This window comes from Brevundimonas sp. C43, from assembly GCF_030732185.1.
Taxonomy (GTDB): domain Bacteria; phylum Pseudomonadota; class Alphaproteobacteria; order Caulobacterales; family Caulobacteraceae; genus Brevundimonas; species Brevundimonas diminuta_C.
The window spans coordinates 1,509,393-1,527,429 of the sequence record NZ_CP132231.1 but is presented as its reverse complement, the minus strand read 5'-3'; the positions used below and the strand labels follow the sequence as shown (position 1 = coordinate 1,527,429).

General features: G+C 66.2%; 24 protein-coding genes. 14 read left to right on the top strand and 10 right to left on the bottom strand.

The window, feature by feature from the left end; translation table 11 throughout:
• Positions 1-96 precede the first annotated feature (96 nt).
• Positions 97-771 (top strand): pyridoxamine 5'-phosphate oxidase, encoded by a 675-nt coding sequence (gene pdxH, locus Q9R14_RS07735; RefSeq protein ID WP_306004133.1) that lies wholly within the window; start codon positions 97-99, stop codon positions 769-771.
• Between the two features lie 7 nt (positions 772-778).
• Here pdxH and queA read toward each other — a convergent pair whose 3' ends face one another.
• Together queA and Q9R14_RS07725 are read right to left on the bottom strand one after the other, a co-directional pair.
• Positions 779-1,864: a tRNA preQ1(34) S-adenosylmethionine ribosyltransferase-isomerase QueA gene (queA, locus tag Q9R14_RS07730; protein WP_306004035.1), complete on the bottom strand. Its 1,086-nt coding sequence runs from the start codon at positions 1,862-1,864 to the stop codon at positions 779-781.
• A gap of 346 nt (positions 1,865-2,210) precedes the next feature.
• A complete protein-coding gene (locus Q9R14_RS07725; protein WP_306004034.1) occupies positions 2,211-3,497 on the bottom strand; it encodes a D-amino acid dehydrogenase in 1,287 nt (428 codons plus the stop codon).
• A 135-nt stretch (positions 3,498-3,632) separates the two neighbouring features.
• Here Q9R14_RS07725 and Q9R14_RS07720 point away from each other — a divergent pair, with 135 nt between their 5' ends.
• The 6 genes from Q9R14_RS07720 (at position 3,633) to Q9R14_RS07695 (ending at position 7,731) form a co-directional block, all read left to right on the top strand.
• A complete protein-coding gene (locus Q9R14_RS07720; RefSeq protein WP_039246401.1) occupies positions 3,633-4,082 on the top strand; it encodes an Lrp/AsnC family transcriptional regulator in 450 nt (149 codons plus the stop codon).
• Between the two features lie 41 nt (positions 4,083-4,123).
• Positions 4,124-4,600, top strand: a complete 477-nt coding sequence (locus Q9R14_RS07715; RefSeq protein WP_045810258.1) for a hypothetical protein — start codon at positions 4,124-4,126, stop codon at positions 4,598-4,600.
• A 61-nt stretch (positions 4,601-4,661) separates the two neighbouring features.
• Positions 4,662-5,006: a RidA family protein gene (locus Q9R14_RS07710; protein WP_306004033.1), complete on the top strand. Its 345-nt coding sequence runs from the start codon at positions 4,662-4,664 to the stop codon at positions 5,004-5,006.
• Between the two features lie 41 nt (positions 5,007-5,047).
• The gene (locus Q9R14_RS07705) at positions 5,048-6,730 is read left to right on the top strand and encodes a lysine--tRNA ligase (RefSeq protein ID WP_306004032.1); all 1,683 of its coding nucleotides are present in this window, start codon (positions 5,048-5,050) and stop codon (positions 6,728-6,730) included.
• Between the two features lie 60 nt (positions 6,731-6,790).
• Positions 6,791-7,180: a hypothetical protein gene (locus Q9R14_RS07700; RefSeq protein WP_306004031.1), complete on the top strand. Its 390-nt coding sequence runs from the start codon at positions 6,791-6,793 to the stop codon at positions 7,178-7,180.
• 77 nt (positions 7,181-7,257) lie between these two features.
• Entirely contained in the window at positions 7,258-7,731 is a 474-nt protein-coding gene (locus tag Q9R14_RS07695) for an SH3 domain-containing protein (protein WP_039246408.1), read from the top strand.
• 60 nt (positions 7,732-7,791) lie between these two features.
• Here the strand turns inward: Q9R14_RS07695 and Q9R14_RS07690 are convergent, their stop codons facing one another.
• The 5 genes from Q9R14_RS07690 to Q9R14_RS07670 form a co-directional block, all read right to left on the bottom strand.
• A complete protein-coding gene (locus Q9R14_RS07690; RefSeq protein WP_306004030.1) occupies positions 7,792-8,427 on the bottom strand; it encodes a helix-turn-helix transcriptional regulator in 636 nt (211 codons plus the stop codon).
• A 42-nt stretch (positions 8,428-8,469) separates the two neighbouring features.
• Positions 8,470-8,910 carry a hypothetical protein gene (locus Q9R14_RS07685; protein ID WP_306004029.1) on the bottom strand — a complete coding sequence of 147 codons (441 nt, stop codon included), beginning with the start codon at positions 8,908-8,910 and terminating at the stop codon, positions 8,470-8,472.
• Positions 8,911-9,001: 91 nt separating this feature from the next.
• Positions 9,002-9,343 carry a hypothetical protein gene (locus tag Q9R14_RS07680; RefSeq protein ID WP_306004028.1) on the bottom strand — a complete coding sequence of 114 codons (342 nt, stop codon included), beginning with the start codon at positions 9,341-9,343 and terminating at the stop codon, positions 9,002-9,004.
• A gap of 176 nt (positions 9,344-9,519) precedes the next feature.
• Positions 9,520-9,915: a PaaI family thioesterase gene (locus tag Q9R14_RS07675; RefSeq protein WP_242078353.1), complete on the bottom strand. Its 396-nt coding sequence runs from the start codon at positions 9,913-9,915 to the stop codon at positions 9,520-9,522.
• Positions 9,912-10,412 (bottom strand): PaaI family thioesterase, encoded by a 501-nt coding sequence (locus Q9R14_RS07670; protein ID WP_306004027.1) that lies wholly within the window; start codon positions 10,410-10,412, stop codon positions 9,912-9,914. Before Q9R14_RS07670 ends, Q9R14_RS07675 begins: the two co-directional genes overlap by 4 nt.
• A gap of 46 nt (positions 10,413-10,458) precedes the next feature.
• On the opposite strand from Q9R14_RS07670, the gene Q9R14_RS07665 reads away from it, so the two are divergent.
• Positions 10,459-11,490 carry a ligase-associated DNA damage response exonuclease gene (locus tag Q9R14_RS07665; RefSeq protein ID WP_306004026.1) on the top strand — a complete coding sequence of 344 codons (1,032 nt, stop codon included), beginning with the start codon at positions 10,459-10,461 and terminating at the stop codon, positions 11,488-11,490.
• A 3-nt stretch (positions 11,491-11,493) separates the two neighbouring features.
• Here the strand turns inward: Q9R14_RS07665 and Q9R14_RS07660 are convergent, their stop codons facing one another.
• Positions 11,494-13,104: a response regulator gene (locus Q9R14_RS07660; protein ID WP_306004025.1), complete on the bottom strand. Its 1,611-nt coding sequence runs from the start codon at positions 13,102-13,104 to the stop codon at positions 11,494-11,496.
• A gap of 192 nt (positions 13,105-13,296) precedes the next feature.
• Between Q9R14_RS07660 and queC the strand changes: the two genes are divergently transcribed.
• The 3 genes from queC to Q9R14_RS07645 are packed head-to-tail and all read left to right on the top strand — an operon-like array spanning position 13,297 to position 15,016.
• Positions 13,297-14,016 carry a 7-cyano-7-deazaguanine synthase QueC gene (queC, locus tag Q9R14_RS07655; RefSeq protein WP_306004024.1) on the top strand — a complete coding sequence of 240 codons (720 nt, stop codon included), beginning with the start codon at positions 13,297-13,299 and terminating at the stop codon, positions 14,014-14,016.
• Positions 14,013-14,648: a 7-carboxy-7-deazaguanine synthase gene (gene queE, locus Q9R14_RS07650; RefSeq protein ID WP_306004023.1), complete on the top strand. Its 636-nt coding sequence runs from the start codon at positions 14,013-14,015 to the stop codon at positions 14,646-14,648. The genes queC and queE overlap by 4 nt, the downstream gene beginning before the upstream one ends.
• Positions 14,648-15,016, top strand: a complete 369-nt coding sequence (locus Q9R14_RS07645; protein ID WP_306004022.1) for a 6-carboxytetrahydropterin synthase — start codon at positions 14,648-14,650, stop codon at positions 15,014-15,016. The genes queE and Q9R14_RS07645 overlap by 1 nt, the downstream gene beginning before the upstream one ends.
• Position 15,017: 1 nt before the next feature.
• On the opposite strand, the gene Q9R14_RS07640 is transcribed toward Q9R14_RS07645, so the two are convergent.
• Positions 15,018-15,296: a hypothetical protein gene (locus tag Q9R14_RS07640; protein WP_017504585.1), complete on the bottom strand. Its 279-nt coding sequence runs from the start codon at positions 15,294-15,296 to the stop codon at positions 15,018-15,020.
• Between the two features lie 56 nt (positions 15,297-15,352).
• Positions 15,353-16,201 carry a thioesterase family protein gene (locus Q9R14_RS07635; RefSeq protein ID WP_306004021.1) on the bottom strand — a complete coding sequence of 283 codons (849 nt, stop codon included), beginning with the start codon at positions 16,199-16,201 and terminating at the stop codon, positions 15,353-15,355.
• A gap of 180 nt (positions 16,202-16,381) precedes the next feature.
• On the opposite strand from Q9R14_RS07635, the gene Q9R14_RS07630 reads away from it, so the two are divergent.
• The 3 genes from Q9R14_RS07630 (at position 16,382) to Q9R14_RS07620 (ending at position 18,033) form a co-directional block, all read left to right on the top strand.
• Positions 16,382-16,870: a helix-turn-helix domain-containing protein gene (locus Q9R14_RS07630; protein WP_045810245.1), complete on the top strand. Its 489-nt coding sequence runs from the start codon at positions 16,382-16,384 to the stop codon at positions 16,868-16,870.
• Positions 16,871-16,919: 49 nt separating this feature from the next.
• Positions 16,920-17,621: a YafY family protein gene (locus tag Q9R14_RS07625; RefSeq protein ID WP_306004020.1), complete on the top strand. Its 702-nt coding sequence runs from the start codon at positions 16,920-16,922 to the stop codon at positions 17,619-17,621.
• A gap of 61 nt (positions 17,622-17,682) precedes the next feature.
• Positions 17,683-18,033 carry a VOC family protein gene (locus tag Q9R14_RS07620; protein WP_306004019.1) on the top strand — a complete coding sequence of 117 codons (351 nt, stop codon included), beginning with the start codon at positions 17,683-17,685 and terminating at the stop codon, positions 18,031-18,033.
• The last annotated feature ends 4 nt before the right edge of the window (positions 18,034-18,037 follow it).

Here is an 18,037-nt window from a genome sequence, read left to right as displayed (position 1 = left end):
CCCATCAGGGTCAATGGGCGGTTAACCCTGACGGCGACACGCCCGTTTTTGACCGCGATCATTCCCAGCCGCGCCTGCACCGACTACATCACTCTCATGACCGCATCCGTGATCCCGCCCAGCCCGTCGCGTGAGGAATACGCCCGCGACTATGCCGCCGCCCTGGCCGCCAATGGCGACGAGACCATCTTCGACCGGCCCGAACCCATCGGCCTGTTCGTCGAATGGCTGGCCGATGCGCGCGCGCACGAGCCGAACGATCCCAACGCCATGACCCTGTCGACCGTCGACGCCGACGGCCTGCCGGATGCGCGGATCGTCCTGCTGAAGGACGTCGATGCGCGGGGCTTCACCTTCTATTCGAACAGCGAGAGCGCCAAGGGCGTCGAACTGGCGGCCCGCCCCGCCGCCGCCCTGACCTTCCACTGGAAATCCCTGCGTCGCCAGGTGCGGGTGTGCGGCGCGGTCGAGCCGGTCACGCCGGCCGAGGCCGACGCCTATTTCGCCAGCCGCGCGCGCGAAAGCCGCATCGGCGCCTGGGCCTCGGACCAGTCCCGCCCCCTGTCGGATCGCACCGTGCTGGAAGAGGCCGTGGGCCGTGAAACCGCGCGCTTCGACGGTCAGGAGGTGCCGCGGCCGTCCCACTGGACCGGCTGGCGCGTCGTGCCGCGCTCGGTCGAGTTCTGGCGCGATCGCCCGTTCCGCCTGCATGACCGACTGCGGTTCGACCGCGACGGCGAGGCCTGGCGCTTGGGCCGTCTATGGCCCTGACCTGCAATCAGTCGCGGAACAGCAGCGATCCGTCGCCGTAAGAATAGAAGCGATAGCCGTCGGCGACCGCATGGGCATAGGCCGCCTTCATCGTCGCCGTGCCCGCAAACGCGCTGACCAGCATGAACAGCGTCGATTTCGGCAGGTGGAAGTTGGTCATCAGCACATCGACCGCCCGGAACCGATAGCCGGGCGTGATGAAGATGGCCGTGTCGCCGTGGAAGGGTTTGATCTCGCCGTCCTCGGCCGTCGCGCTTTCCAGCAGCCGCAGCGAGGTGGTGCCGACGCAGACGATGCGCCCGCCCTTTGCATGGACGGCGTTCAGGGCGGCGGCGGTGTCCGGCGACACCTCGCCCCATTCGCTGTGCATCTTGTGGTCGGCCAGGTCGTCGGCCTTGACCGGCAGGAAGGTGCCGGCGCCGACATGCAGCGTCACCGCATGGGTCGAGACGCCCTTGGCGCGGATGGCGTCCAGCAGGGCAGGGGTGAAATGCAGCCCCGCCGTCGGCGCCGCCACTGACCCGTCATGCTCTGCGAACACGGTCTGATAGTCCGACCGGTCGCGGTCGTCCTCGGGGCGTTTGGCGGCGATATAGGGCGGCAGGGGCATGACCCCGACCTCGCGGATCGCATCGTCCAGCGCCGGTCCCGCCAGGTCGAAGGTCAGGGTGATCAGGCCGTCGTCCCCCTTGGCCGTCACCGTGGCGTCCAGCCGTCCCAGGTCGCAGGCGGCGTCGCTCGCGTTTCCGAACCGGATCCGATCCCCCGGCTTGATCCGCTTGCCCGGCTTCATGAAGGCGGACCAGACGTCGGGCGCGTCGCGGTGATGCAGCGTCGCCTCCACCTCGACCGTCAGGGTTTCGCCCTCGCCCCCGATCCGCTGACGCACGCCCGACAGACGGGCGGGAATGACCCGCGTATCGTTGAACACCAGGGCGTCGCCGGGCTGCAGGAAGTCCGGCAGATCGCGAATGATCCGGTCCTCCAGCGCGCCGCCTTTCACCACCAGCAGCCGTGCGGAATCGCGCGGATCGGCCGGGCGCAGCGCAATGCGGTCTTCGGGCAGGTCGAAATCGAAATCGGCGGTCTTCATCGCGCGCTCTATAGGGCGCTGCGACGCGCCGCGCCACGTCGCGGCGTGCTGCCAGCGCATCGTCGGCGCGCCGCTGTCTGATTCACAACGGCTTTTCGCGCCCGAACGGCGTCTAACCGACCGCGCCCCGGCCGTGTGTTAGACTGGCCGTGGATCTTTGACAGCGTAAGTTCAGGCGGAAGGCACGACCAAATCCCGCCCGCGCCTTACCCGGATGATGGCGCCGGATTAGACGAACTAGACACTTTAGACGGTGAATTCCCGTCCTCGGCCCAAGGCTCCACCGTCGCGAGATTAGACGAATTAGACTCTTTAGACGGTAAAATTTCCCCGCCGCCGTCTGATCTCAGCTGTAGCCCGGCGCGAACGCCCCGGCCCAGGCGCCATAGCGGTTCAGCGACAGGTCGCGGGTCTCGATCTCAGGCGCCTTGCCGTCGACCATGTCGGCCAGAACCCGCGCCGAGCCGCACGCCATGGTCCAGCCCAGGGTGCCGTGGCCGGTGTTCAGATAAAGCCCCGGAACCTTGGTCGCGCCGATCACCGGCGTGCCGTCCGGCGACATCGGGCGCAGGCCCGACCAATAGCTGGCGCCCGCCAGGTCGCCGCCGCCCGGGAACAGGCTGCCGACCGAATGGGCCAGGGTCTCGCGACGGACGGCGGGCAGGGTGTTGTTGTATCCCGACAGCTCGGCCATGCCGCCCACGCGGATGCGATCGCCCAGGCGCGTGATCGCCACCTTGTAGCTCTCGTCCATGACGGTGGAGACGGGCGCCCGGGCTTCGTTCACGATCTTGGCCGTGATCGAATAGCCCTTCACCGGATATACCGGCAGATCGAGACCCAGTGGCTTGGCCATCATCGGCGAATAGGAGCCGAGCGCCAGGATCACCAGATCGGCCGTCATGGCGCCCTTGCTGGTCAGGGCGCCGGTCGCGCGACCGTCCGTCATCGTGATCGACTGGATGTCGGTTCCGGTGTGGAAGACCACGCCGCGCTCCGCCGCCAGCTTGGCCAGGGCGTTGGTGAAAAGGAAGCAGTCGCCGGTCTCGTCATGCGGCAGACGCAGACCCCCGACGAAATCGACATCGGAGGCGGCCAGGCCCGGCTCGGCCGCGATACAGCCCGCGCGGTCCAGAACCTCGCACGGCACGCCGGCGGCCTTCAGCACATCGACGTCCTTGTGCACGTCGGCCAGCTGCTTTTCGGTGCGGAACAGCTGCAGCGTGCCCTGCTGGCGACCGTCATAGGCGATGCCGGTCTCGCGGCGCAGCAGGTCAATCTGGTCGCGGCTGTATTCGGCCAGACGCACCATCCGGCTCTTGTTCAGCGCATAGCGGTCGTGAGTGCAGTTGCGCAGCATGGCGACGGTCCAGCGCACCATGGCCATGTCCAGACGCGGCCGCACGATCAGGGGCGCGTGGCGCATCAGCAGCCACTTCATCGCCTTGACCGGGATCGACGGCGCGGCCCACGGTGCGGAATAGCCCGGCGAAATCTGCGCGGCGTTGGCGAAGCTGGTTTCCAGCGCTGGACCGGCCTGCCGATCCACCACCGTGACCTCATGCCCAGCCTGGCTGAGATACCAGGCGGTGGTGACGCCTATGACGCCCGACCCAAGCACCAGAACCCGCATGTGACGTTTCCAAGCCCAATATTGTTATTCGCCGCAAGCTAGCGCCGCATGGATCGACGATCCTGCCTGTTTGCGCAACGATCGGTCGCTGATAGAAGCCTTACGCAATAATCTGCGGCTGAATGGCGGAAACTTGTGTCCCTGCTCGATCCCCTCGACCAACGCCTCCTTCAAAGGCTCCGCGCCGACGGGCGCATCAGCAATGCGGACCTGGCCTCCGCCGTCGGTCTGTCGCCCTCCGCCTGCCTGCGGCGGGTGCGGCGGCTGGAAGAACGCGGGGTGATCCGGGGCTATGCCGCCGTCCTGGCCAACGACAGCGACGACGGCGTCGTCGCCTATGTCGAGATCACGCTGGAGAAGCAGACCGACGACCACATGCGTCGGTTCGAGGCGGCCGTCCGCAACCACCCGGAAATCCGCGACTGCTATCTGATGGCAGGCGAGGCCGACTACATCGTCCGCGCCGTCGCGCCCGACATCGCCGCCTATGAGGTGATCCACAAGGACGTCCTGTCGCGCCTGCCGGGCGTGTCGCGCATCCACTCCAGCCTGGCGATCCGCAACGTCCTAGCGGCGCGCGGCTGAAACGGGCTGAACCTTCCGGCCTGCTGGGGTGTTGTGGCGGCATGAAAGCCCTCGACCTCCTCCCATCCGCCCTCATCGGCGCCGTCGCCAGCGCCCGTTCCATGACCCCGATGGCGGCCCTCGCCACCGCCGAACTGGCGCACAAGCCCTTGCCCGGCCGCGTCTTCCTGCTGAACCGGCCGCTGTTCAAGTTCGGCGCCCTGGCCATGGGCGTCGGCGAACTGCTGGGCGACAAGATGAAGACCGCGCCCGATCGCACCGTCTTCCTGGGCCTGTTGGCGCGGGTCATGAGCGCGGGCATCGCCGGCGCCGCCCTGGCCCCGCGCGGCAAGGAGAAGCTGGGCGCCGGCCTGGCGATCGGCACGGCCGTGCCGCTGGCCTATCTGACCCTCTCGGGGCGCAAGAAGGCCATGGCCCGCATCGGCCAGACCAAGAGCGGCCTCATCGAGGACGCCCTGATCGTCGGCGCCGGCGCCTTGGTCGTCGGCCTGACCGTCTCGCGGTTCAACCGCCGCTAGCCGCTCGACAGCCGGGCCCCGGCGGCGATAGGTGAGGGACGTTTTCGAAGGACCCCCGCCCATGATCACCCGCATCCAGCCCGGCGCTCGCATGAGCGAGGCCGTCGTCCACGGCGACACCATCTATCTGTCGGGCCAGGTGGGCGAACCCGGCGACGACGTGGCGACGCAGACCCGAACGGCGCTGGCTGAGATCGAGGCGCTGCTGGCCGAGGCCGGCAGCGACAAGTCCAAAATCCTGATGGCCCAGATATGGCTGGCGGATATCGCCGACTTCGAGGCGATGAACGGCGTCTGGGACGCCTGGGTCGACACCGCCAACCCGCCGGCCCGCGCCACGGGCGAAAGCCGGCTCGCGTCGCCCGACTACAAGGTCGAGATCATCTTGATCGCCGCCAAAGCCTGATCACGGTTGACCGGGCGGGATGCAGACTGCAAACCGCCGCCATGCTTCAGAACCTCGAAACCCTCGCCCGAGAGGCCAAGTCCTGGCCCTTCGAACAAGCCCGCAACCTGCTGGCCCATGTTCTGAAGAAACGGCTAGGCGAGACCGAACGAGCCGAAGCGCGCGCCCTGATCGACGCCGGCAAAGCGGATGAAGCCCTGGCGGCCTTTCCCGCCTTGCAGCGCCCGGTGATCCTGGAGACCGGCTATGGCCCGTCGGGCCTGCCGCACATGGGCACCTTCGGCGAGGTCGCCCGCACCACCATGGTGCGCAACGCCTTTCGCGCCCTGACCGGCGACCACTGGAAGACACGCCTGATCGCCTTCAGCGACGACATGGACGGCCTGCGCAAGGTGCCGGAAGGCGTGCCGAACCCGGAGATGCTGCGCGAGGACCTGCATCTGTCCCTGACGCGGGTGCGCGATCCCTTCGGCACCCACGACAGCTTCGGCGCGCACAACAACGCCCGCCTGCGCGCCTTCCTCGACAGCTTCGGCTTCGACTATGAGTTCATGTCCTCTACCGAGACCTACAGGTCGGGCCGGTTCGACGCGACGCTGCTGAGGCTTCTGGAACGGTTCGACGCGGTCCAGGCCATCATGCTGCCGACCCTGGGCGAGGAGCGCCGCGCCACCTATTCGCCCTTCCTGCCCATCAGCCCGATTACCGGCCATGTGCTCCAGGTCCCGACCCTGGCGCGCGATGTCGAAAAGGGCACGATCACCTTCGAAGACCCCGCCGGCGAACCGGGCAACCGCACCGAGGTTCCGGTCACGGGCGGCCATGTGAAGCTGCAGTGGAAGCCCGACTGGGCCATGCGCTGGGTCGCGCTGGACATCGACTACGAGATGTCGGGCAAGGACCTGATCGAGAGCGTGCGCGAAAGCTCCAAGGTCTGCCGCGCCTTGGGCGGCACCCCGCCCGAAGGCTTCAACTACGAGCTCTTCCTCGACATCGAGGGCAAGAAGATCTCCAAGTCCAAGGGCAACGGTCTGACGATGGACGAGTGGCTGCGCTACGGCACGCCCGAGAGCCTGTCGTGGTACATGTTCCAGTCGCCGAAGTCGGCCAAGAGCCTGCACTTCAACGTCATTCCGCGCGCCATCGACGACTATCTGGCCTTCATCGAAAGCTACAAGACCCAGGAGCCGGCCAAGCGGATCGACAACGCCGTCTGGTCGATCCATGCGGGCGATCCGCCGACCCACACGTCGCCGGTGTCCTTCGCCCTGCTGCTGAACCTGGTCGGCGTGGCCAACGCCTCGACCAAGGACCAACTGTGGGCCTATTTCGCCAAATACCTGCCTGACGCGACGCCGCAAAACGAGCCGCTGCTGGATCGGCTGATGGACCACGCGCTGAACTACTACGAGGACTTTGTGAAGCCCTCGAAGTCGTACCGCCTTCCGGCCGACAAGGAGAAGGCGGCGCTGCTGGACCTAGCCGAACGGCTGAAGGCGCTGCCGGCCGACACCACCGACGGCGAGTTGATCCAGAACGAGGTCTATGCGGTCGGCAAGGCCCACGCATTCGAGCCGCTGCGGGCCTGGTTCGGCGCGCTCTACGAGGTGTTGCTGGGCGCCAGCCAGGGGCCGCGCTTTGGTTCGTTCGCCGCCATCTACGGGCTGCCGCAGACGATCGCCCTGATCGAAGCGGGCGCAAACGGAGAACTGGCGCAACCTTGACCTTGCGTCAGGGTTGTTGCGTGATGCCAGCCTGAGGGGACGTAGCCGGGGGAGGCGAGGTTGCGTTACGAGATCGACGAGGCGAACAGGGTCCTGATGCTCGACCTGGTCTCGGCCGGGTCAGCCGACCGCGTGCTGAAAGCGACGGTCGATCTGATCACGCAAAGGCCCGAGCTCTGCAGCTGGGACTGGATCGTCGAATGCGAACCCATGACCGACGACGCCACCGTCCAGCATCTGACCAAGCTGGCTGAGGCCTGGGGGCCGCCGCCGTCCGTCGAGGCGGTGACGGTTTTCGTGACAAACGACCGCATGCTTCATCTGTGGGCGCGCGTGCTGGACTTCCAGTTCCTGCGCCGGAAACACTTCATCGAACGAGACATCGATATCGCCAGACGATTTGTCGCCCGCCGCCAGTCTGCGCGCATGGCCAAGATGAACGGAAAATAACGGCGAAGCTCCGGGAGCCTTCAGGTTCGTCCGTGCATTCTCCCCTCATCGGCAAACGCGCTGACAGGAGAAGAGTTATGTCGAACAAGATTTTCAAGACCGGTCTGGCCACCGCTGCCGCCTTGGCCGCCATGGTGACCGCCGCCCCGATGTCCGCCCAGGCCCAGGCCAACGGCGTGACCAACTGTGACGCCCCTGGCGGTCGCCAGCGTGCGGGCGCCCTGATCGGCGCCGTGGTCGGCGGCGTGGTCGGCTCGAACCTCGCCCGCAACGAGCGCACGGCTGGCACAATCGTCGGCGCGGGCGCCGGCGCCGCAGCCGGTTCCTACATCGGCTGCAACCAACAACGCGCCCGCGCTGCTTCGGCATCCAGCGGCGCCCAGTATCGCGCTTCGTCGAACCTGCGCATCCGCAGCGGCCCGGGCACCAACTACCGCCAAGCCGGCACGCTGTCGGCCGGCCAGCCTTTCACCGCTATCGGTTCGCAAGGCGAGTGGGTGCAGATCGCAGGCGGTGGTTGGGTGAATGCCCACTACGTCACGGCCAACTGAGCCCAGTTTGCCCTAATCGAAAGCCCCGTCCGGTTCGCCGGGCGGGGTTTTTGCTGTGCGTTACTGGCTGACCCAGAGAATGCGGGCCATCCATTCGATCTCACGTCGGGGCACAACCCTTGGCGGACAGTCGGGATTGATCGAGGCCAGGGTGACGGCGCGGCTGGTCAGGCTGGTGACCTCCTTGGCCACGGTTTCTCCGCTGGTCAGGCGGGCGACGACGCGGTCGCCCCGCCGCACCTGCGTCGCTTCCTGATCGACGATGACGCGGTCGCCTTCGCGATAGAGGGGCGACATCGAATCGCCAGTGATCTGAAGGCTGAACAAGGTGTCCTTGGCGCGCGGCAGGTCGGTCTGATCCCAGCCTTCGCCGACCGGCAGGCCAGCGTCGTCGAAGAACCCGTCCTGACCCGCCTTGGCCAGACCCAGCAAGGGCACGCTCGTCGGCGCCTCCGGCGCGTCCTCGGCCAGCACCGCAAACTCCGATAGCGACAGGCCCGTCGCCTGAAGCACCAGCGTCATGCTCTCGGTCGAGGGCCAGCGCGGACGCGGCGGATCGCCGGGGCCGAAGCGTTTTGAGGGATTGAAACTCGTCGCATCCAGACCGGCGCGCCGCGCCAACCCGGACGGTGTCAGACCCTCACGCCGCGCCAGCGCGTCGACGGCCTTCCAAAGCTTGGCGTGGGATAGCGGCATGGTGTTCCAGCAACCGATTCATCGAGAGAATACGATCGGATGCTAGGAATTTCTACCTATCAGTTCAGCCGCCCGGCGCTCCTGCCAAGCGTAGAACGTGCCGACGATGATGCACACGATGATCAGATAACCTGTCAGATTCATGATTGTATAAAGTGACGATGCAGACACTGCTTGACCAGTGAGCGCCATGATGTGGGCCATCACGACAATGAGTTGTAAGCCGCTAGCCCAAACCGGCCAAGACTGACGGTGCCGCCAGGCGATCGCAGCAAAAATGCCGAGCAGCGAAAGGTCGATCAGAAACAATCCCAAAGGAACGCCTCTGAAGCCGCTGCCTTCTTGCATCACAATGGTCGCAAACCAAGCAAACAGGTAGGCGCCCGCACCGATCCGCTCGGAGCGGCCGCCTTTAAGAAAGGCGAATAGCGCCATGCCGACCATGAAGACGGCGCCAATAATCGCGTAGACGATATTCAACATGACAAATCGCCCCCGCGCGAAAATGCGCGAGGGCGATAATGACCGAAATTAGCTTCGACTTAAATCTCGTTCAGTGAAGCTTACCAACAATTCACGCGACGCGAAGATGGCCTTTGACGGGCTTGTCTTCCCACCAATCGTCGGGCTTGGCGACCGGGCCGGCGGCGTAGGTCCCGAAGCCAAGGCGGCGGTGATCTTTTTGCAGTTCGGCGTGGCAGGCCACGATGGATTCACGCGCGGCCGAGAGGGCGGCGATCGTTTCCATGGCCTTGGCTTGCGACATCGTGCCGGAGACCGGCGACAGCGACAGAGCGGCGCGAGCGCCGATGAAGGATTGAACCAGCGTGGTCGCCTGGGTGATCGCGGCGTCGATTGCGAGTTCGGTAGCATGCAGATCGCCAGCAACGCTGGAGACGACTTCAGTGCGGTCCATGAAAGCCCCTCAAAGACAGGTTTACAAGAACCGTATGGTTATCATGTCTTAACCCTGTTTGGTAGAGCAATCTTTACCATATCGGCAATCGCGCGTTGAAGCGCCGCCGTAAGCACGGCGTTGAAACCCAATGAGAGCAGGAAGTCGGCGCGAATCAGCGCGCTAGGGCGCGGTGATCAGTCCTGGTTGTCCAGCAGGAAGTGTGCGGTAAGGGACGCGATCGGCTGTTGACGTTCTTCCTGCCAGGCCTCCGCATGCACGTGGGCAACGCGACGACCGGCCCGGCTGATGCGGGCGCGAGCGAAGACGTCGATCGGCCTGCCGGTGCGCAGATAGGCGACCGTCACATTGATAGGGCGGGGCAATCGCGGGCCCGGAAAGCTCAGCGACACCTGAGCCATGGCCGTCATCTCCAGAAGGGCAGCCGTCGATCCGCCATGCAAGGCGGGCAGCATCGGATTGCCGATCAGCTTGTCGTCGAACGGCATGATGACGGTGACTTCGTCGCCGCTGACCAGGGTCTGAAGGCCGAGAAAGCGGGCGTAGGGCATGCGGTTCAGTATGTCGGTCATGCCGCCGCTCCTGTTGCTTGGGCCGACCGTTCGCGGGTCTGGTTGAGGATATAGGCGGCCTGGGCCGCAGCGACCGGATCGGCGGGATCGTCTTCGAAGGCCCAGGCGCGCACGAAGGCGATGCTGGGCGTCAGTCGGAAACATAGGCCCTGCGCCAGCAGGTCCTGACGCGGCCTTGCCGCGCGCATGTAGTCGACGCGCAAATCCAGGGTGGCGATGGGCTGGAAAGCGTCCATCGCGGTCCACACGGCCAGGCCTCCGATATGATCAAGCAAGGTCGTCACCAGCCCGCCAGCGAAGACGCCGCTGTCAGGATCGCCGACCAGATCTTCACGCCACGGCACGCGAATACGGGGCTGGCCATCGTGCAGGCCGTCGAAGGTGAAGTCCAAGGCGCCGGTGTGGGCGGCGCCGGCGGCCAGTTGCGGCAGGATGGTGGTCAGGAAGCTCTCGTGCATCGTGCGGACTGAACCTGTTGCGCCGATTTTCGGGGTCATCCTCTATGGGGCGGCGACCCGACGGCGTCGAGAGCGTTACCGCAAGATGATCCGCCCCGAAGACCTGCTCCATCCCACGCCCGCCGGCCTCTACTGCCCGCCGGGAGATTTCTACATCGACCCGGTTCGGCCGGTCGATCGCGCCGTCATCACGCACGGCCATGCCGACCATGCGCGCGCCGGTCACGGGGCGGTGCTCGCGACGCGCCAGACCCTGGCGATCATGGCTGAGCGCTATGGCGCGGACTTCACGCTGCAGCCCCAGTCGGTGGAATACGGCGAGGCGACGGCGATCAATGGGGTCGATCTCAGACTGGCGCCCGCCGGCCATGTGCTGGGTTCGGCCCAGGTCGAGGTGCGGTGGAAGGGGCTGATTATGGTCGTGTCCGGCGACTACAAGCGTCGCCGCGATCCGACCTGTGCGCCGTTCGAGCCTGTGCCGTGTCACGTCTTTATCTCGGAGGCGACGTTCGGCCTGCCGGTCTTCAGCCATCCGCCGGCGGAGGAGGAGGTCGGGCGGCTGGTGCGTTCACTGGGACAGTTTCCCGAGCGGGCGCATCTGGTCGGCGCCTATGCGCTGGGCAAGGCGCAGCGGATCATTCGTCTGCTGCGCGAGGCCGGATGGGACCGCACCATCTATGTCCACGGGGCGCTGGAGCGGCTGAACGCCCTGTACGAAAAAGAAGGGGTCGATCTGGGCCCGCTGGCGCCGACCCGCGATCTGCCCAAGAATGCGCTGGGCGGCGAGGTCGCTATCGCACCGCCGTCCGCCATCCAGGATCGGTGGGCGCGTCGGTTCGCCGATCCGGTTACGGCCTTCGCTTCGGGCTGGATGGGGGTGAAGGCGCGGGCGCGGCAGCGCGGCGTGGAACTGCCGTTGGTCGTGTCGGATCATGCCGACTGGAACGAACTGACCGCGACCTTCACCGAGATCAAGCCGGAGGAAATCTGGATCACCCACGGCCGCGAGGAAGGGCTGCTGCGCTGGGCCGAGATCAACGGCCAGAAGGCGAGGGCGCTGCGTCTGGTCGGCTACGACGAAGAGGACGAAGAGGCGCTGGACGTTAGTCCGGACTGAAGATCACGCGACGGCGCGATCAGACTGGTCCTGTTCGTCCGCGGCGGAGATGGCGGCGTTCATCGCCATACGCAGGCGTTCGGGCTTGATGGGCTTTTCGACGACGGCGGCCATGCCGATCGACAGATAGTGTTTGGCGTCTTCGGGGTCCGCATTCGCGGTCAGGGCCACGATCGGCACGCGGCCGACGATGCCGGGCAGGGCGCGAATGGCCTGCGTGGCCTGAACCCCGTCCATCCGAGGCATCTTGATGTCCATCAGGACCAGGTCGTAGCGGCTTTCCTGAACGGCCTGAAGCGCCTCGAGGCCGTCCTCGGCCAGTTCGGAGCTGCAGCCGAACATCTCGCACAGCGCCTGGGCGACGACGCGGTTGGTGGCGTTGTCGTCGACGATCAGGATGTGCGGAGCGGATCTCAAATCGAGGCCCGACAGATCCGACACGTTCGATTGCGCTTCCGCCTCGACGACGGCGCGGGGCGCGGTCAGGTCGAAGGCGAAGGTGGCGCCGCGTCCCTTGTTGTTCTCGGCCCAGATCCGGCCGTCCATCCGGTCGATGACCTGACGACAGATCGACAGGCCCAGGCCAGCGCCGTCGGGGCCGGAACCGTGAACGAAGGGCTCGAAGATAGAATCGACGCGTTCCGGCTCGACGCCCGGGCCGTCATCGCGAATGCGGGCTTCCATATGGATGCGGTCGCTTTCGACCCAGGCCTTGAGGCCGGCCTCGACCACGCCGTTGCGGGCGAACTTCAGCGCATTGCCGATCAGATTGTTGAACACCTGCTTCAGGCGCACGCCGTCGATGACGGCCGCCAGTTCGGTGTCGCCTTCGTAGCCGACGAGCAGGGTCACGCCGTCCTGAGAGGCGCGCGGTTCCCACATCGACTGAATGTCGTCCATGACGGCGCGCAGGGCGGTCGGCTCGGTCTTCAGTTCCAGTTCGCCGGCCTCGGCCTTGGACAGGTCCACTGCGTCCTGGAGGATGCGCAGCAGGGTCTCGGACGAGTCGACGATGGTCTGGACGTGCGCCTGAGCCGCCGTATTCAACGGCTGGCGGCGGAGCAGTTCGGCGACAGCCAGGACGCCGTTCATCGGCGTGCGCAGTTCGTGGCTCATGATGGCCAGGAACTGGCTCTTGGCGCGGGCGGCGGCGATGGCCTGGGCGCGGGTGTCGCTGAGGATCGCCGCCTGTTCGGCCAGTTCGGCGTTCTGCTCGCGCTGCCGCGTGTTGACGGCTTGCAACAGGGTGGCGGCGGTGCCCACGCCCCAATAGGCGCCGTTCTTGGTGACGATGAAGCCGCGCAACAGGGCGGCCGGACCGCCCTTCAGCATGATGTCGCAAAAGGCGTCGATGCGGACGCCGGCCTCGACCACGGCCGGCTCGGCATCCATGGCGAAGGTGATGGGGCGAAGGTCGTAAAGGGCGTGGCCGAAGCGGGCGGCGATTTTCTGAAGGAAGGCGGTGCGTTCGACAAGGCCGACGGGGCGGTCGCCATCGACCACGGGAATGACCAGCGTATCCGGCTCGCATTCGAAACGCGCCAGAACCTCGCAGCCGAGAGTCGTCGGCGCAACCGGCTTTGGACGCTCGGAAAGGGTCTCGATGGTCGGCATACTGCCTGGAACTCCTACTCACTGTGAGTAAAAGCCCAAATCGCTTGCGGATTAGTTAAGCGGCGTCATCCAAGACGCAAATCCGCCTTTTTTGCTCGCGGATTGGGTCTGGTGTATGAGGCCTGCCCGACCCATCTGGGTCCCCATCCTTTTGTGCATGCGCGCGGCCGACCGGCCGACCGCAGATTTGTCATGAGCGCCATCCTGGAAGAGAAGCCCACATCGGCCTTGGTTCTGTTCTCTGGAGGGCAGGACAGCGCGACCTGCCTGGCCTGGGCGCTGGAGCGGTTCGGGCGGGTGGAGACGGTCGGATTCGACTATGGCCAGCGCCATCTGGTGGAGATGCAGGCGCGTCAGTCCGTGCGCGACGGAATGAAGACGGCTCTGCCCCAGTGGGCCGATCGGCTGGGCGACGACCATGTGGTGGACCTGACCGGATACGGCCGGATCGCCGAGAGCGCCCTGACCGCCGACCGCAAGATCGAAATGGACGCGCGCGGCCTGCCGACGACCTTCGTGCCGGGCCGCAATCTGATCTTTCTAGTCGCAGCCGCGGCGCTGGCGGATCGGCGTGGGCTGGAAGTCCTGGTCGGCGGCATGTGCGAGACGGATTATTCGGGCTATCCGGATTGCCGTCACGAAACGATGGAGGCGATGGCGCGGGCGCTTTCGCTGGGGCTGGACAAGCCGGTCGTCATCGACACGCCCCTGATGTGGCTGACCAAGGCCCAGACCTGGGACCTGGCGCACGGGATCGGCGGCGACAGGCTGATCGAGCTGATCATCGAGGATAGCCACACCTGCTATCAGGGCGACCGGACGCATCGACACGCCTGGGGCTATGGCTGCGGGTCTTGCCCGGCCTGCGAACTGCGCGCGGCCGGCTATGACGAATGGGCGTCGGGGCGATGACCTATTCGGCCAAGGAAGTGTTCCTGACAGTTCAGGGCGAGGGCGGACAGGCGGGGCGACCGGCGGTCTTCCTGCGGTTCGCCGGCTGCAATCTGTGGAGCGGTCGCGAGCAGGATCGGGCCAGCGCCGTCTGCACCTTCTGCGACACCGACTTTGTCGGCGTCGACGGCGACGGGGGCGGCAAGTTCGCCACGCCGGATTTACTGGCCGATCACGTCGCGGGGATGTGGCGGGGGCGTGACGGCGATCCGAAACTGGTGGTCTGCACGGGCGGTGAGCCCTTGCTGCAGCTGGATGGCCCGCTGATCGACGCGCTGCATGCGCGCGGGTTCGAGATCGCGATCGAGTCGAACGGTACGATCGCAGCGCCGGACGGCGTCGATTGGATCTGCATCAGTCCCAAGGCCGATGCGGATGTGGTTCAGACGCGCGGGGCCGAGTTGAAGCTGGTCTTCCCCCAGCCCAAGGCCATGCCGGATCGGTTCGAACATCTGGATTTCGAACGGTTCTGGCTTCAGCCGATGGACGGGCCGGATCAGGTCGAGAACACCGCCGCCGCCATCGAATACTGCCTGACCCACCCGCAGTGGCGCCTGAGCGTCCAGGCCCACAAATACATCGGCGTCCGCTAATGCCCGTCTTCGAGATCACCAAACAGGCGACTTTCGACGCCGCCCACCACTTCCCGAACGAGCCCGAGGGCAGCATCTATCGCCGCGTCCACGGCCATTCCTTCACGGTCGAGGCGACGGTGCGGTCCGAGGTGCTGGATGTCGAACACGGCTGGGTCGCGGACCTGGGCGCGCTGGACCGGGCGCTGAAGGCGGCGGCCGAGACGCTGGATCACGGCATGCTGAACGAGCACGAGGGACTGGAGCTGCCCAGTCTGGAAAACCTGTGCCTGTGGTTCGCCAAGACGCTGAAGCCTGAATGGCCGGGCCTTTGTCGGATTCAGGTGGCGCGGCCGACGATCAAGGAGCGGTGCGTTCTAAGCCTCTGACCTAGCAGCGTTTGCCCTGACGCTGGCGCTGTTCGCAGCGGCGTTGTTCGCGTTCATAGTCGCGCTGTTCACGCTCGCGACGCAGTTTGGTTTCCTCGTCGGAGGTGGTGACGGCGTCGAAGCCGGCGCCGACGACCGCGCCAGTGGCTTTCGCCGTCCCGCCGACGACCGCAGCAGTCCCGCCGACGACGGCGCCGACAAGGCAGCCCTGCAGCATCAAACAACCGCCCAGCACGACGACGACTTGGGATACGGAAACGAGGCGATTTCGACGACGCATGGGCGACACTCCAGAGATTTCGAATAGTCGTCGATAATGATGAATGAGGGCTGACTTCAGGCGGGACGTTGCGGCAGCAGCTTGCGGCGTTGGCGCGACAGGGCCAGCGGCGTTCCATCAGCGCCCCAGGCGATCGCCTCGTCCACCGTCCAGCCCAGGCCGAGGTCAAGCATCCTGAACTCGAAGAAGGCCCAGCCGTCCGGCGCGGTCTGTGGCGTTGGATCGGTCAGGATGTCGATGCGCAGATCGACGGTGGTCATGGCGGCTGGCGTCTTGGATGCGGTCCAGGCGGGCGGATACAACGCGTCCAGCAGGTAGCACAGGCCGACCTCATCCAAGGGCCGACCGTCGGCCATCCGCATCCAAGTGCGCTCGATCACCGGCTTGCCCTCATTGCCGCCCAGGATGTTGGGGCCGCCGTCGAAGCGGTATTCGACGTGCTGGGCGAAATGCGGCGACATCGGCCCGCGTATGGTGGCCTTCGGGTCCAGCCTATCCAGCGGCGGGGGCGGCGCGTGCAACGGCGTCAGCGGAGGCGGCGCGCCGTCCAGCCCATAGGTGCCGGTGGCATGGTGGGTCATGCGCCCGTCCTGCTCGGCCTCCACCGCAGCATACAGAACATTGCGGCCGCCGCGCAGCAGGCGAGGGCGAAAGGCGACCTGTTCACCGAACCTTGCCGCTGACAGATATTGGACCGACAGGGTCCGAAGGGGCGCCGTCAGCGCCAGTCCCTGTCGCATCGACTGAGCGCACAGGGCCGCCAGAAGACCGCCGAACGGAAAGCCCTTCTCCGGCGCCGTGCTCGATGGGCCGTTCGAGAAATGACCCGGCACGGGCGCGGACAGACCGCCGTCGTCGAGGATCTGGAACGTAAGGGCGGCGTCGAGGGAAATGGGCGGCGTCATTGCGCAATCCTGCGTCAGGCGAAGAAGCGGCGGAAGACCTGATGACGATCTCCCGCCGAAGTCCAAGGAACAAGGCGGCGGACCGGGAGGCTCGCACGTCCGTTGCGAAACAAGACTGACTTGGAGCGTTCGGATTTGCAACCCTTGCCAAATGCCTGACGCGGCGTCACTTTCGCGCCTATGGGACGCACCGCCGACTACAGCCGCCAAAGCTGCTCCATCGCCGCCACGCTTGAGGTGATCGGCGATCCCTGGACCCTGCTGGTCATTCGCGACGCTTTCAACGGCGTCAGCCGGTTCGAACAGTGGCAAGACAATCTGGGCGTGGCGCGCAACGTCCTGGCCGCCCGGCTCAAAAGCCTAGTTCAGCACGGCGTGCTGGAGCCGCGCCTGTATTCCGAACGCCCGCCGCGCAACGAATATGTCCTGACCGCCAAGGGCAAGGATCTGTACGGTGTTCTGGTCACCCTGCACGGATGGGGGAACAAGCACGTCTATGGCGACGCCGACAGCGGCATCGACATGGTCCACAAGACCTGCGGCCATTCCCTGACCCCACGCATCGCCTGCGGCTGCTGCGGCGAGATCGTCAAACCCAGAGACATGGTTCTGACCCGTGCCGAGAACAGGCCGACAGTCGGCGACGTGATGCCCAAGGAAGCGGCTTAGGCCCGTTCCTGCTGACGCTTTCCGACAGCAGGCCTGCTAGGATCGCGGGGTGTCACGCTCCGAACGCCTTCTCGATCTGCTGAACGTCCTGCGGCGGCATCGTCGGCCGGTGAGCGGGCAGGTGTTGGCCGAGGAGATGGGCGTCAGCCTGCGCACGCTTTACCGCGACATCGCCAGCCTGCAGGCACAAGGAGCGACGATCGAGGGGGAGGCGGGGGTCGGCTATATTCTGAAGCCGGGCTTCATGCTGCCGCCGCTGATGTTCACGCCGGAAGAGATCGAGGCCCTGGTGCTGGGGTCGCGCTGGGTGGCGGACCGGGCCGATCCGCGCATGCGCGATGCGGCGCTGGCGGCGCTGGGACGGATCTCGGCGGTGCTGCCGCCCGACCTGCGCGACGAGATGGACACATCGGCCCTGCTGGTCGTGCCGGGAGAGCCGTTCCCGGCGGATCGGGTTGATCCGGCCCTATTGAGGAAAGCGATCCGCACCGAGCGACGGCTGAAGCTATGTTACCGCGACGAGGCGGGGTCGGCGTCCGAGCGTGTCGTCTGGCCGTTCGCCCTGGCCTTCTTCGACCGGGTGAGATTGCTGATCGCCTGGTGCGAACTGCGCAGTGATTTCCGCAGTTTCCGCACCGATCGCATCGTCGAGGCGGAGGTGATGGAGGCGCGCTATCCGATGCGTCGCCAGGCGCTGATGAAGACCTGGCGAGAGGCGCATGAAAGATCGCGGTCAGGCGACGGCTGCTGACGGAAACTGGCAGCAGCGGAGGCTAGGGTTCGGCGTGTTGGAAACACGAGGGGCCGGGCTGATGAGCGATATCGAGGACATTCTTCTGGCCGTCGCGGATCCGGAGGTCAGCGCGCGCTTCTATGCCAATCTGCTGGGTTCTCGGCCGGTGATGGCTGGACCGGACCGGGTCTTGTTCAAGCTGACGTCGGGCCGGGCGCTGGGGCTGCTGCGGCGTGCCGGCGATCGGCGCGAGGTGTGCGAGGTGGACTTTCCGCTGGAGTGCGCCGAGGCGGTGGATCAGGCGCATATCGACTGGTGGGATCGCGGGGCGCGCATTCTGACGCCGCCGACGGACGCCGCGCCGGTCCGCAGCTTCGTGGCGGGCGACCCGGACGGCCATCGGCTGAGAGTCTACGCCGTCGCGGCGTGAGGGT